Origin of the sequence: Bradyrhizobium sp. AZCC 2289 (assembly GCF_036924615.1) — a bacterium.
Classification (GTDB): Bacteria; Pseudomonadota; Alphaproteobacteria; order Rhizobiales; family Xanthobacteraceae; genus Bradyrhizobium.
This window is the reverse complement of sequence record NZ_JAZHRY010000001.1, coordinates 217020-230210: the sequence shown is the minus strand read 5'-3', so window position 1 is coordinate 230210 and position 13191 is coordinate 217020. Positions and strand designations below refer to the sequence as shown.

At 59.6% G+C, this 13191-nt stretch carries 17 protein-coding genes; 11 read left to right on the top strand and 6 right to left on the bottom strand.

The genetic code is table 11. The features are described from left to right. Nucleotides 1-776: 776 nt before the first annotated feature. Entirely contained in the window at nt 777-1697 is a 921-nt protein-coding gene (locus V1289_RS01235; protein ID WP_334395295.1) for a LysR family transcriptional regulator, read from the bottom strand. A 116-nt stretch (nt 1698-1813) separates the two neighbouring features. Here V1289_RS01235 and V1289_RS01230 point away from each other — a divergent pair, with 116 nt between their 5' ends. The 6 genes from V1289_RS01230 (at nt 1814) to V1289_RS01205 (ending at nt 8085) form a co-directional block, all read left to right on the top strand. Continuing rightward, on the top strand, nt 1814-2560 hold the full coding sequence (locus V1289_RS01230) for an SDR family NAD(P)-dependent oxidoreductase (RefSeq protein WP_334395294.1): 747 nt from the start codon (nt 1814-1816) through the stop codon (nt 2558-2560). A gap of 96 nt (nt 2561-2656) precedes the next feature. Then, nucleotides 2657-3085, top strand: coding sequence for a GlcG/HbpS family heme-binding protein (locus V1289_RS01225; protein WP_334395293.1), 429 nt, complete (start codon nt 2657-2659; stop codon nt 3083-3085). Nucleotides 3086-3230: 145 nt separating this feature from the next. After that, nucleotides 3231-3974 carry an SDR family NAD(P)-dependent oxidoreductase gene (locus V1289_RS01220; protein WP_334395292.1) on the top strand — a complete coding sequence of 248 codons (744 nt, stop codon included), beginning with the start codon at nt 3231-3233 and terminating at the stop codon, nt 3972-3974. A 428-nt stretch (nt 3975-4402) separates the two neighbouring features. After that, nucleotides 4403-5308 (top strand): haloalkane dehalogenase, encoded by a 906-nt coding sequence (locus V1289_RS01215; RefSeq protein ID WP_334395291.1) that lies wholly within the window; start codon nt 4403-4405, stop codon nt 5306-5308. A gap of 128 nt (nt 5309-5436) precedes the next feature. Next, nucleotides 5437-6249 (top strand): crotonase/enoyl-CoA hydratase family protein, encoded by an 813-nt coding sequence (locus V1289_RS01210; protein ID WP_334395290.1) that lies wholly within the window; start codon nt 5437-5439, stop codon nt 6247-6249. A gap of 120 nt (nt 6250-6369) precedes the next feature. Next, on the top strand, nt 6370-8085 hold the full coding sequence (locus V1289_RS01205) for an AMP-binding protein (RefSeq protein WP_334395289.1): 1716 nt from the start codon (nt 6370-6372) through the stop codon (nt 8083-8085). A gap of 606 nt (nt 8086-8691) precedes the next feature. Here V1289_RS01205 and V1289_RS01200 read toward each other — a convergent pair. The 5 genes from V1289_RS01200 to V1289_RS01180 form a co-directional block, all read right to left on the bottom strand. After that, complete coding sequence (locus V1289_RS01200) at nt 8692-8889, bottom strand: hypothetical protein (RefSeq protein ID WP_334395288.1); 198 nt, start codon at nt 8887-8889, stop codon at nt 8692-8694. A 112-nt stretch (nt 8890-9001) separates the two neighbouring features. Further along, the gene (locus V1289_RS01195; protein WP_334395287.1) at nt 9002-9163 is read right to left on the bottom strand and encodes a hypothetical protein; all 162 of its coding nucleotides are present in this window, start codon (nt 9161-9163) and stop codon (nt 9002-9004) included. Between the two features lie 88 nt (nt 9164-9251). After that, on the bottom strand, nt 9252-9404 hold the full coding sequence (locus V1289_RS01190) for an LPXTG cell wall anchor domain-containing protein (RefSeq protein ID WP_334395286.1): 153 nt from the start codon (nt 9402-9404) through the stop codon (nt 9252-9254). A gap of 19 nt (nt 9405-9423) precedes the next feature. Beyond that, a complete protein-coding gene (locus tag V1289_RS01185) occupies nt 9424-9591 on the bottom strand; it encodes a hypothetical protein (protein ID WP_334395285.1) in 168 nt (55 codons plus the stop codon). Between the two features lie 112 nt (nt 9592-9703). After that, nucleotides 9704-9880, bottom strand: coding sequence for a hypothetical protein (locus V1289_RS01180; RefSeq protein WP_334395284.1), 177 nt, complete (start codon nt 9878-9880; stop codon nt 9704-9706). A gap of 29 nt (nt 9881-9909) precedes the next feature. Here V1289_RS01180 and V1289_RS01175 point away from each other — a divergent pair, with 29 nt between their 5' ends. The 5 genes from V1289_RS01175 (at nt 9910) to V1289_RS01155 (ending at nt 13150) form a co-directional block, all read left to right on the top strand. After that, the gene (locus tag V1289_RS01175; RefSeq protein WP_334407202.1) at nt 9910-10650 is read left to right on the top strand and encodes a sigma 54-interacting transcriptional regulator; all 741 of its coding nucleotides are present in this window, start codon (nt 9910-9912) and stop codon (nt 10648-10650) included. A 171-nt stretch (nt 10651-10821) separates the two neighbouring features. Next, entirely contained in the window at nt 10822-11232 is a 411-nt protein-coding gene (locus V1289_RS01170; RefSeq protein WP_334395283.1) for a hypothetical protein, read from the top strand. Continuing rightward, the gene (locus tag V1289_RS01165) at nt 11192-11467 is read left to right on the top strand and encodes a hypothetical protein (RefSeq protein WP_334395282.1); all 276 of its coding nucleotides are present in this window, start codon (nt 11192-11194) and stop codon (nt 11465-11467) included. The genes V1289_RS01170 and V1289_RS01165 overlap by 41 nt, the downstream gene beginning before the upstream one ends. A gap of 74 nt (nt 11468-11541) precedes the next feature. Then, nucleotides 11542-12654, top strand: a complete 1113-nt coding sequence (locus V1289_RS01160) for a metallophosphoesterase family protein (protein WP_334395281.1) — start codon at nt 11542-11544, stop codon at nt 12652-12654. A 40-nt stretch (nt 12655-12694) separates the two neighbouring features. Further along, nucleotides 12695-13150: a DMT family transporter gene (locus V1289_RS01155; protein WP_334395280.1), complete on the top strand. Its 456-nt coding sequence runs from the start codon at nt 12695-12697 to the stop codon at nt 13148-13150. Nucleotides 13151-13191 lie beyond the last annotated feature (41 nt).

The following is a 13191-nucleotide window of genomic DNA, read 5'->3' as shown; positions in this document are numbered from 1 at the left end:
CGGAACATCACGGCGGCCTTGCCGACCAGCTTGATTTTGATTTGGTCGATTTTCATTGCATGCCCTACGGCTGTGACGGCTGACGATGTGGGGGCTGCTGGCGATGAAGCCATCGTGCCCGCGCCCGGGTTCGCTACCACGTGGCTGCCAAATGAGACGGCCTTCACTTAAAAACGAACGCGGCTGCTTAGGCGTCCGCGTCGGCGGGAAACTGCCTCTCAACTATGGCGTCGCGGGGCATCAGATCACCGCATCGAACCTGGATGCATTTTGGCGCCGGCCGGGATGGCAAATCCGGTGGACTTCGGGACACAAGATTGGTACACACGGCCTCATCGGGTGGCTAACAAGTGCCTGATTTTGTTGAGCTTGTTGAAGCTGCGCGGCAATCCCTCCCTCTCCGCCAAAAGCATCCGATAAAACGCTGATATCACTTGAAGGTTTTGTTCTCTCTCTGACGAGAACAGTCCCCAAATCCGTCCCCAAGAAGGTTTTCTCCGTGCATTTCGCGGGGCACTTCGCGCCCAAGATACTGATCTTGGAGAGCGTTCCGGTAGGCTGCATAGCTCGTAGCGAACGGGCCACTCGCCGGACCGTCTGGCGAGAAGCCCCTACGACGAGACCACCAAAACCATCCCGCGCTGCACCTGCCGAACGTCTCCAGCGAGCGGTCGGCATAGAACACTTCGATGCTGGCGCCCGTCCGGGGGTGGGACGTCGAAGAGCGGCTGACGGCATGGGCGTACCGACACGCCGCGGCTGCCGTGGCAGGTCCTCTATCTATCTCGTGCTCGGTCTGCTTCACCCTCGACGGCGGGGACGAGGTTCGCGGCGAGGAAGTCCACAAACACCCGGAGCTTGGGAGCGAGATGCCGGTTCGACGGCCACAGGATCCGAAGGGGCCCGGAACGGTCGGTGTAGTCGTCGAGCACAGTGACGAGTACGCCCTCACGAAGTTGCCTGGCTATGGCGAAGTCCGGCAGGTAGGCGATGCCCATGCCTTGCTCGGCCATAAAGATGATCGGCTCGAGCGTGCTTGCCACGGCCGTTTTCGGCAGTTCGCTTTCGATGCCGGCATGCTCGGGCCGCAGCGGCCATCGCTCGAACTTCCCGCTAGTCGGAAACTTGTGATGCAGACAGGCATGAGCCTTGAGGTCGTCCGGGGTCAGGGGAACACCCTTGGCCGCGAGATAGGCCGGGGCCGCCACGAGGCGTCGGCGATATGAGCCCAAAGCCCGAGACATCAAACGCGAGTCGCCAGCCTCGGCGAAGCGCATTACGGCATCGAAGCCCTCCTCGATGACATCTACGACCCGATCGCTGAAATCGAGATCCAAGATGATCTCGGGATAGGCCCGCATGAACGCGACGAGAGTTGGCATCATCAGCATGCCGGCCAATGGCAGGCCGACGCGCAGTGTGCCGCGCGGGGCCTCCTGCGTCTGCGACAGTTCGAGTTCGGCCGCTTCGATTTCGGAAAAGATGCGCCGGCAGCGTTCGAGGAATAAGGCCCCCTCCGCGGTCAGCGTGACGCTGCGCGTAGAGCGATGAAAGAGACGCACGCCGAGCCGTTCCTCCATCCGCACCACCGCCTTGCCGATCGCCGACGACGAGAGGCCAAGTTGCCGTCCCGCAACGGTGAAACTTCGGGCTTCCGCGACCTGAACGAAGGCCTTCATCGATCCCAGATTGTCCATCTGCGACGTCCCCGTTGCGGATAGTTATTCCGATATGTTTGGAATTATGGCCTATTTTTCAAGCCTTCGGGAGAGTTCATCTTGGGTCCAACACCACACCATGAAGGACTGGATCCATGAGCAACCCCGTCGTCTTGATCACAGGTGCACTTACCGGTATCGGGCGCGCCGCCGCTGTCGCCTTCGCCAAGAAGGGCGCGAACGTCGTCGTTGCGGGTCGGCGCGATGAGGCCGGCAAGGCGCTGGCTGAGGAGCTGCGCGGTTTTGGTTCGGAGGCCGAGTTCATCAATGCCGACGTCCGCAAGGAAGATGACGTCCGCGCCCTGGTCGACAAGACCGTCGCGCGGTTCGGCCGACTGGATGTCGCGGTCAACAATGCGGGCACCGAAGGCCAGCCCGGCCCAATCACGGACCAGACCGCGGAAAGCTATGCCGCCACCTTCGACACCAATGTGCTTGGCACGCTGCTTAGCGTGAAGCACGAGCTGCGCGTGATGCAGGCGCAAGGGAGCGGCAGCATCATCAACATATCCTCGACCTACGGGCACGAAGGTGGAGCGGGCGCCTCGGTCTATGTCGCGAGCAAGCATGCCGTCGAAGGCATGACAAAGTCGGCGGCGCTGGAAGCGGCGAATTCAGGCGTGCGCGTCAATGCCGTGGCTCCCGGTCCGATCGAGACCGGCATGCTCGACCGCTTCACGGGGACCTCGGAGAGAAAAGCAGCGCTTCTAAAGACAGTGCCGCTTGGGCGCGTCGGCGACCCGGCCGACATCGCGCGCGCCGCCGTCTTTCTCGCTTCCGAAGATGCATCATTCATCACGGGACAGATATTGACTGTCGACGGAGGCAAGACCGCCGGCTGAAGCAACCCCGTTCACGCTGCATCGACCGGGATTGCGCAAGGAAGTGACCTATTACACCCCGATCAACACGCAATACTACTCGAGTGGAGGGCTCTGATGGTCAACGTGGTGAAGAAAAATAGCATTTCTTTTGAACTGGCACAGAAAATGGTGGAAGAAGTGATTGCGAAAGCCAGACAACTTGGCATTGCCGACAACGTCGCGATCCTCGATGACGGCGGCAATCTCAAGGCTTTTGGCCGGATGGATGGCGCTCCGATCCTCTCCATCGAGATTGCGCAGAACAAGGCCTACACAGCCCTGTTCGGCGTCTCGACGCAGGATTTCTTTAGCTTCATCCAGCGCGACCCGTCGCTGTTGGCTGGCATTCCCACGCTTGCGCGCGTGGCGGCGTATGGCGGAGGGTTTCCGATCAAGGTGGACGGAGAGATTGTCGGCGCGATCGGGGTGAGCGGGGCGCCCACGGTGCAGAATGACGTTGACTGCGCGAGAGCGGCGCTGGCGCTCGTGTCCGATGCCGGCTGAGTAGGCGGGCGAGACCATGATGATTCATGTCCGCCCGGAAATGATGCAAGGCCGCCGAGAGATGATTCCTACCCACCAGGTGGCGCAGACGCAGTTGCTCTGAGCGAGCGCCGCATCAAATCCCAACTCGAAACAGGAGAATCCGATGTCCAGGAAACTTGAAGGCAAAACGGCACTCGTCACCGGCGCTTCGCGCGGCATCGGCGCCGCCATCGCCAAACGCCTCGCCGCCGATGGCGCCAGGGTGGCAATCACCTACAGCAAGGGCGCTGACGCCGCGGCTTCGGTTGTCAAATCAATCGAAGCCGCCGGCGGCAAGGCCATCGCGATCCAGGCGGATGCCACCGACTCCGCGGCCGTGAAGGCGGCCGTCGAGAAGACGGTTAGCGCGCTCGGCAAGCTCGACGTGCTCGTGAACAACGCCGGCACGGCGATCCCGAAGAAATTCGAAGAGACGACGCTGGAGGAGCTCGACCAGGTGATCGATCTCAATGTCCGCGGCGTCTTCGTCACGACGCAGGCGGCCTTGAAGCACATGAATGACGGTGGCCGCATCGTCATGATCGGCTCTAGCGTTGGTGAGCGCATGATGGCTCCCGGGCTCGTGCCTTACTCCGCTACCAAGGGCGCGATTCGGATGTTCACGCAAGGGCTATCGCGCGAGGTCGGAGACCGCGGCATCACCGTCAACAACGTCCAGCCGGGCCCGATCGACACCGACCTCAATCCGGCCGCGGGCGAATGGGCGGTTCCGCAGAAGGCCGTTACGGCGCTCAACCGGTACGGCAGCGTGGACGAAGTCGCGGCGCTGGTGGCGTTCGTCGCAAGCCCCGACGCGTCTTACATCACTGGTGCGAACCTGACTGTTGATGGAGGTACGAACGCCTAGTTGGCCTGCGCCGGATCGACCGATGAGCTAGGGGATGCAACGACTAGAGAGAGAATCTCGAGCAATGCTGCTCGCGAGTCAGCTTTGCGCCGATAGCTGACGCCGGCCGCAAGTCCGCTTCTGATGCTGTGGACGGCTCCTCCACCGGCACGAGAGTGCCAAGGATGTGGGGGCCGTTTAAGGCTCCCACGATTCGGAGGAGCTACCTATGCAGTCGATTTCGACAATGGCGGTAGTTGATCGTAGTGCTGCCGGACATGGCCAAGCTGCTAGGGAGGAAGCGCGAACGAGTGGGACGAAGTCAGCCAAACTAGCGCAACGCGAGGAAGTTGAGGAGCTCGACGTGCTTGTGGTTGGGGCGGGTTTCGCCGGCCTGCTCATCGCCAGCTAATCAGAAGAAAGAACATATTCGATCGGAGGAAACAGCAATGGAAGCCAGCTCAACTGCAAAAAGGCCAATTTCGGCGGCGTTCACCTATGCCGAAAATTATGTCAACCTCTACGGTTCCAGACTTCACTATATCGATGTCGGCGCTGGGGATCCGTTTCTGTTTCTACACGGCAATCCCACTTGGTCGTATTGCTGGCGAAACGTCATCCCTCATCTCGAGCCGCTTGGCCGCTGCATCGCGCCCGACTTTATTGGGTTCGGGAAGTCAGATCATCCCGACATCGAGTACAGGATATTCGATCAAATCCGCTACATCGAAGAGTTGGTGATTCAGCTTGGCCTGCGGAACATAACGCTGGTTGTCCACGATTGGGGGGCGCTTGTCGGCCTCAACCTAGCCCGTCGATTTCCCGAGCGAGTTCGCGCCGTCGCGTTCTGTGAGTTTCCCGTGAAACCGTTGGGGACGCTCCAAGAGACTTGGCCGCTCATCGCCGAGGAGTTCAGCAAGTTCCGCTCCCGGGAGCTCGGCCCCGAACTTCTGATGGGCCAGAACTTGATCGTGGAGCGTGCGCTTCCGGCTGTTATCGTACGAAAGCTCACCGAAGAGGAGATGAATTACTATCGTGCCCCGTTCCCGGATTGGGACTCGCGCCGTGCCATGGCCCGGCTTCCCCGCGATTGGTCCTTTGCTGGCGATCCGATCGACACCGCTTGGGTGATCGCCGAGTACAGCGAATGGCTGAAAAGATCGCCTATTCCGAAGCTGTTGATTCACGCGACGCCCGGACTATTCGTGACGCAGGACAATGTGGCCTGGGCCGCAGGCAATTTTAAGAATATCGACACCCTAGACCTCGGGCCGGGCATTTTCATGCTGATGGAGGACAGCCCCCACGAAATGGGAGAGGGCATTGCCAAATGGTTCAAGGCGAAGGTTGCATGACGGCACGCCCGGAACGATTTGCGCAGGATACGTTTTCGTCAGAGCCGCTCGATGCCTCCGGTGACGAAGTTGGCCAACCTAAAGCGAAGAAACCGCAAGCCAAATCAAAATAGCATAGGAGAAGAGAAGTGGTTCGTGTTGAGAAAAACGGTCCAGTGTGGACGGTGATCCATAGCAGATACGCCGAGGCCCGCAATGCGATGGACCCCGCGAGCGCAGACGCGATAGTAGGCGCACTGAAGTCATTCGACGCTGATAGTTCTGCCAGCGTGGCGGTCTTGTGGGGCGAAGGTGGCGCGTTCTGCTCAGGTTGGGACCTTAAGTTCGCCAGCACCTTGTCAAACCGCGACACCTTTCAGCGTGAAGTCGTGGACGGCCTGGCTTTCCCCGCGGGCGCGAACGCCGCGCCTCGTGGGCCGTTGGGACCCACGCGACTTGAGTTATCGAAGCCAGTCATCGCTGCTGTGGAGGGGCCGGCGGTCGCGGGGGGAATGGAGCTCGCATTGTGGTGCGACATCCGGGTAATGGCTGAAACCGCCTATTTCGGAGTTTACTGCCGACGCTGGGGAATACCTCTTCTCGACGGCGGAAGCGTTCGACTTGCGCGACTGGTGGGCCAAGGCCGGGCCATGGAAATTATCTTGACTGGCCGGAAAGTCCCCGCAGACGAAGCAATGCGCATCGGAATGTGTGAAAAGGTCGTTGCTCCCGGTCAAGCACGGGCCGAGACCGAAATGATGGCGCATGACATTGCACGTTTCCCTCAGGAAGCCGTGCGCGCCGATCGTCGTTCGGTCATTGAAACTTACGGCTTACCTGTTCGCGAGGCGCTCCGTCGTGAATGGACGAATGGCGTCGAAGCGCACTTCAAGGAAGGAGCTGCCGGCGCCGGTCGCTTTGCGAGCGGCTTAGGCCGCCATGGAGATTTCGGGAAAATCTGATCACTCTCCTTAGATAAATGAAGAGCGGCACCAACGATCACGCCGCCCGACACGCAAGGTCAACGGCAACATTTGCGATCCGGAAAAAAGCAGCCTGCGTACCCATGGAGGACGTAACAAATGCTGGTCCGAAGCTTTACAAGAGGCCCTACTCATTTGCCTCTGATCGAACGGACGATCGGTGATTTTTTTGACGAAATGGTTGAGAGCTGGCCTGACCGCGAAGCAGTGGTTAGCCGGCATGAGGGCAGGCGATATACCTACAGGGAGCTGCAGCTTGAATCTAACAGACTTGCGAGCGCGTTGCTGAACTTAGGTCTGGCGCCGGGAGACCGTGTGGGTATCTGGTCTCACAACTACATTGCTTGGCTGTTGATCCAGTTGGCGACAGCAAAGACGGGCATCATCCTAGTAAACATAAACCCGGCCTACCGCGCGGCCGAGCTGGAGTACACGCTCAACAAGTCAGGTTGCAAAGCTCTTGTGATGATGCGTCGGTACAAGACCAGCGATTATCTTGATATATTGCGGCAGCTTGCACCTGAACTTCAACATCATTCCGGATCGACGCTGAGATTGGCGCAGCTACCTCATCTGCGTCACGTCGTATGGATCGATGCGCCGGGACAATTTCCGGATAGTGTCGAAGACATTCCCGAGATCCTAAGCTTTTCGGATCTCTTAAAGACTGGATCGGCTGACGACCCCTCGCTCCGCAAACTGTCGCGGTCCCTCCATGCAAGTGATCCCATCAACATCCAGTTTACGAGCGGCACCACGGGCTTTCCGAAAGGAGCCACGCTCACGCATCGCAACATTTTGAATAACGGCTTCTTCGTCGGCGAGCGGATGAAGCTCACTCGTGAAGATCGGCTCTGTGTCTCCGTTCCGCTTTATCATTGCTTCGGTATGGTGATGGGCAACTTGGCCTGCCTCACACACGGCTCGACCATCGTCTACCCGAATGATGGATTCGATCCATTGACCGTTCTTGAAGCCGTGCACGAAGAGCGCTGCACCGCGTTGCACGGTGTGCCAACGATGTTTGCCGCTGAGCTTGGCCACCCACGCTTTGATGAGTTCGATCTCTCTAGCCTTCGTACCGGAGCCATGGCCGGAGCGCCCTGTCCGATCGAGTTGATGAAACGGGTGGTCGAAAGGATGCACCTGACCGAAATCACGATCGGATACGGAATGACCGAGACCAGCCCGGCAAGCTGTCAGAGCGATACTGATACCCCGTTGGACAGGCGAGTATCGACGGTTGGCACCGTTCACCCCCACGTTGAGCTCAAGATTATCGATCCGAAATCCGGCCAGACGGTTTTGCTTGGCGTTCCCGGCGAGGTATGTACACGGGGTTATTCGGTGATGCGCGGGTACTGGGATGACGATGAGAACACAAACGAGGTGATCGACGCGGACCGGTGGATGCATACGGGCGACCTCGGCACCATGGACGTCCATGGGTACGTCAACATCGTCGGACGAATAAAAGATCTGGTGATACGTGGTGGTGAAAATATTTCACCGCTTGAGATTGAAGAATTCCTTTGTCGGCATCCTCGAATTCAGAGCGCCCAGGTCGTCGGCGTAGCAAATCCAAAATATGGCGAGGAATTGTGCGCGTGGATCGTGCTGACGCAAGGTGCCGACGATTTCGGAGAAAAGGAAGTGCGAGACTTTTGTAAGGGCCGTATCGCGCACTACAAGGTGCCAAAATACATAAAGATCGTTGCTGACTTTCCCATGACGGTGACGGGGAAAATCCAGAAATTTAGAATCCGTGAGGAAATGGAACGTCTGCTCGGACTGAAGCGTGAGACGACGGCCTAAGTCCTGCCGGTAGAAAGCCCCGGCAACCACGGCACAGCGTGCTTCCTTACTCCGCGTTACGTTGCCTTGCGAAGCCGCGCTATGGCTCTTCATGACGTCGACCGCCGACCGCCGGCTGAAATTGATGGGCTGGGCTAGAGCTTGGATGAGCTACCATCCGATGGGCCATTGGCTGGTAGCCAAGACCGTAGGTCCCCACATGCTAGAATGAAAAGCTGCTTGTACATCAACGGGGATTGACTGACACTCTGTCCGCCACATCGAACTCATGCCACAAGTTTCGGAATGCCCCGTTCAATCAATCGCACGAATCGGGTGTTGCGCCACCGGGGTTCTGAACCTATTCGAGCACATAGGAGGGGCGAGGATTCGCGCGCGAACAACGGCTTTTGACGGGCTATTAAGAGGCCTCCTCGCGAGTTAGGTTGCCCGCCAATAAGAAAATTGGGTTTCCAAAATAGTGGGTTTAGCGATGTAGCGGACCCCCGCTACGCCGCACCACGATTTTCTATGCATCCAAGCGCACCGGAGGGCGAGCAAGGGAAACCAGAAAAGCCCCAGAGTGATCAGGGGCCAAGTTTTCGTTCCGCGGGCTACGCAGTTTTTTTAGCGCTCTTTCTCGTGGGGCGCCGCGCTTGCCTCTCTGGCCAATCGCTCAGCCTTTAGACGCTCTCGGTTTTTGTGGAAGGCCGTTTGCGCTTTTGCGTAATCGGTCAAAGCTTCCTTCGCTTCAGCCTGCTTGAACACCTTGCGGGCTTCGCGTTCCGCGGATGTCGTCGCCCGTCCGTCTCGGTCATTGATCATCGTTGACCTCCCATTTGGGCTCAACAGTCAACGCGGCGCGCCGGCTTTCGATCCTATCGGCCTTAGGCGGCGAAACCGCGCACCTCGCAAAGGAGTAGATTTTTAACGCAAATCAGGCTTTGAGCGCCGGAACTATTGCGTGCCCATCCCTCAAAACTGCCTTCAGCACCGAAGCAAACTCCGGATCTGCAAGAAGAACGTCAGCCACGCTAAATGAAGCGTCCTGATTCCACTTCGCGCCATTGCTGGCTTTGGACAGTGAGGCTTCAGTCATCGCGTAACCTATCCGGCCGCCACCAACCTCAACGAACTTCCTGACCCTGTGCACGCTCTATGCCCCCGGTTTTGCCTTCAGCCCGAGCTCATTTCCGATTTGCCTTCACTTCCGTCACCTCACGATCGGCCTCAGCATTCCCGTTTCGGCGAAACGCCAAACCGACAAATCCGAGCACCACCAAGACGGCTCCGGCTACCATCAACCAGTGCGAATATTGCATTCCGGAGAGGATGCTCAACTAGGACTCCTCTGATCGATCATGGCTTCGCTTCGGCCGATCGCTGCGAACTGCTGAATTCTGTTGCGCCGTGCGTGGCTCGATAATGCTCAACTCCGAGTTTGACGCTCAACGCACCGAACCCAATCGCGGCGGCAAGGCAAACCGCCACGAAGGCCCAATCCCGCTTCTTCATTTCCTTGAACATGGTGCCCTCAGGTTGGCGCATCCGATTCATCCGCTTTAGCCAATCCCGTAGAACTGCGGAGAGGCAGAAACGAACCCCAGCCTGGGGATGTCCCGAGCGAGAATAGCGCCGCTCAATAGGTCAGTACGAGCAGCCGTTGCACAATCGCACCTAAGCAAACCAGCACCACCAGCAACTTGAGAAGGTTCGCCAACCGGCCGTCGGTCGCAAACTTGTCGATTGCCCAAAAGCAGATGGCCCCCACGACAACAATAACCAGAACTCCGATCAGGACCGAAATGATCGCCATGGCTTCATTTCCCTTTCGTCTTCAGGCCGATCTCGACCAGACTCTTTGGACACGTCAAGGGTGCCTTCACCGGTGCCATCCTCGAGCGCAAGGGCGCCTTTCGCGAGGCCAACAGCGGCATGCTTTTTCTCGACGAGATCGGCGACATGGATCTGGCGATGCAGGCTAAAATCCTGCGTGCGCTGCAGGAGCGCGTGGTGACGCCGGTCGGCGGCAAACCGCAGAAGGTCGATGTCCGGATCGTCGCGGCCACCCATCGCGACCTGGAGCAGTGGGTGAAGCAGGGCCGCTTCCGGGAGGATCTTTTCTACCGTCTCAACGTGGTGCCGATCGAACTGCAGCCGCTGCGCAAACGGACCGCCGACATCCTGCCGCTCGCCGAACATTTTCTGGCGATGGCGTCATCGCCGAAAAAGCAATTGTCCGACGAGGCTGCACAGCAGCTTGCCGGCCATGCCTGGCCGGGCAATGTGCGCGAACTAAGAAACGCAATGGAACGCGTCGCTGTGTTGTGCCGCAGCGACATCGTGGCGGCGAGCGATCTCAATTTCCTATCGTCCTCGCCCGCGCCGAATGCCGAAGAGGAGAATGGCGACGATGGTCATCTTTCGTCCGCGGTCGAGAGGCTCGAGCGCCGGTTGATCGCCGAGGCGCTTGCTGAATCGAAAGGCAACCGCGCCGAGGCGGCGCGCCGGCTCGGTATCCACCGGCAGCTTCTGCACACCAAAGCCGAGAAATATGGGTTGGGCAAACGCAAGAGTCCGCCTTGATCGAACCCTCCACACCCGTCCGCTTTCACGACGCCCAGCGTCTTGAAAGACGACGGACCTGACCGATTGCCGTTTCAATAACTTGATATATGTCAAACGTTTAGCCGTTGGCATGCGCCTTGCGATGCTGTTGTCAGGACACTCTGACAGTCGAGCGCAAGGAGCTTTGCAATGCATTGGATCGATCCCGACCATCTGCCTGAAATCAACGGCACGGTAGACCAGTTTCTCGTCAACAAGCACGGCGAGGCCGACGGGTTCCTGCTGACCGACGGCGAGGAGGTGCATGTGCCGCCGCATCTGTCGGCGCCGCTGCTGCGCGACGTCCGTCCGGGCAGCCAGGTCAAGGTGCGGGGTGTTCGGCCGCGCGGCGTCCGGATGGTCGCCGCGGTCGCGATCGATACGCCGAAGGGCCGCATTCTCGACGAGGGTCCGGACGCGCGCAAAGATGATGCAGCGTTTGAGAAGGCCGAGCACGGCCCGATGAGCGCGCAAGGCATCGTCAAGCGATCACGGACCGAAGGGCGAGACCCGCGGGGCCGTGCTCGAAGACGGCCGCATCATCAGGCTGCCGCCGCATGAGGCCGAGCGATTTTCCGCGCTGCTGACGCAGGGAGCGAGGATTTTCGTTGCCGGCGAAGGTGCAATGACCTCGTTCGGAACGGTGGTGGAAGCCCGCGAGATCGGCGACTCGGCCGAAACGATGAAAGTGATCGGCCCGAAGAAGCCCAAGCATGGCCCCGACCACAAGGGACCGAAGCATCACGGCAAGAAGCAAGGTCCCGAACACGGCGAGAAACAGGCGCACGCCGGATGACGGCCGCGTGTGCGGCGATGGTATCCCCGTCGCCGTCTCGGGATTTTGGCTCTCGTAGCTTAGAGATCGATGCGATGACGGACACGACTGAAAAGCCGCTGCGTTTCCTTCAGATCGGAGACCTGCACATCACTGATGCGGGTTTGCAGAACCATGTCGATTTGCGCCGCATCGTCGATGAGGTGAACGGCAATGCCGGCGAGCGAATCGATTTCGTCTATCTGCCCGGCGACAACGTTGACGATGGCACGCCGGAGCAATTGCGCATCGTCCACGACGAGTTGTCGCGCCTGATCGCGCCGTGGCATGCAATTCCGGGTGATCACGATTTCAAGCCAGGATCGCTCGACAATTTCTATGGCGGCCTTCACGTCCCAAAGCTGCCTTACGTCGTCGAGATATCTAATTGCCGCTGCATCTTTCTCGATGTGGTGTCGCGCGGCACCGGTGGTCCGGATTTCCGGCTCGGTGAGGTGCGGTTGGTCTGGCTGCGCAGCCAGCTTGACGCCGCGCAGCGCGACGGCAAGACCGCGGCGGTGTTCATGCATGCCTATCCCGCAGATCTCGGCGAGGAGGCCGCAGAAATCGCGGCGATGTTCGACGAAAGCCCCGTCGCGTTGGTCGGCATGGGCCACACGCACTATAACGAAATCAGGCACGATGGCCGGACCGTCTATGCCGCCACGCGCTCGACGGGGCAGATCGAGGAAGGCCGCGTTGGCTTTGCCTTCGCGGCCATCGACCGCGGTGCCGTAAGCTGGCGCTTCAAGACTCTCGAGTCATCGTGGCCGTTCGTCATGATCACCTCGCCGGCCTACCGACGGCTCGCGATCGCGCCGCATTCCGGCGAGGTAAATGTCTGCCGCGAGGTCAGAGCCTCGGCCTGGGGCGCCGTTCCGATCGCGCAAGCCGAATTCAGGATCGACGATCAGCCGTGGCGGCCGATGATTGGTGGCGACAGTGGCTTGTTCGGCGCCAAACTCACGGCTCCAGGTGGATCGTTCCGGCTGAGCGTGCGCATGACCGATCAGCAGCGCAATCAGGGCACCGAGACGATCGATGTAGCGCCGTATGTGGCGGCAGAACACAAACCGACGGGCAGCGATGCCGGCAGCGTCGGCACGTGGCCGGCACGGCATCTGCTGGGAACCCAGCTCGGGCCGAACAGGAATGGCAGGAAGTGGTGAATCGCGATTGACGACGATTCTCCGGCGAAAGAATTGCGAGATGCAGAATATCAGTGCCGTCTGGCTCTATCCCATCATCCTCATCGCAGGCGCGCTGCAGGCGTGGGGTCCGCCGATGAACCATACCTTGCGCGTTTCCCTCGAAAATCCGTGGCTTGCGAGCCTCGTCTCGTTCTTGCCAATCGTTGCGCTCCTGGCCTGTCTCATCATGTGTCTTTCGCATCCGCTACCGACGGCGGAGGGCCTGGCAGGGATGCCTTGGTGGGCACCGCTCGGCGGCGTTATCGGCGCCTTCGCGGTAATCGCCAGCTTGCTGTTCGTCGGCAAAGTCGGCGCCGGCGCATTCGCAGGCCTGACCATCACCGCGAACATCCTGATGTCGCTCGCGATCGACCAGTTCGGAATGTTCGGCATGCAAGTCCATGAGCTCAGCGCCGGTCGCATCACCGGTGCGGCACTTATGGTCGCCGGAATCACCCTGACATCGAAATTCTAGTTTCGCGCGCAAGACTTCCGCCGACGATTGCGGCCCGACCA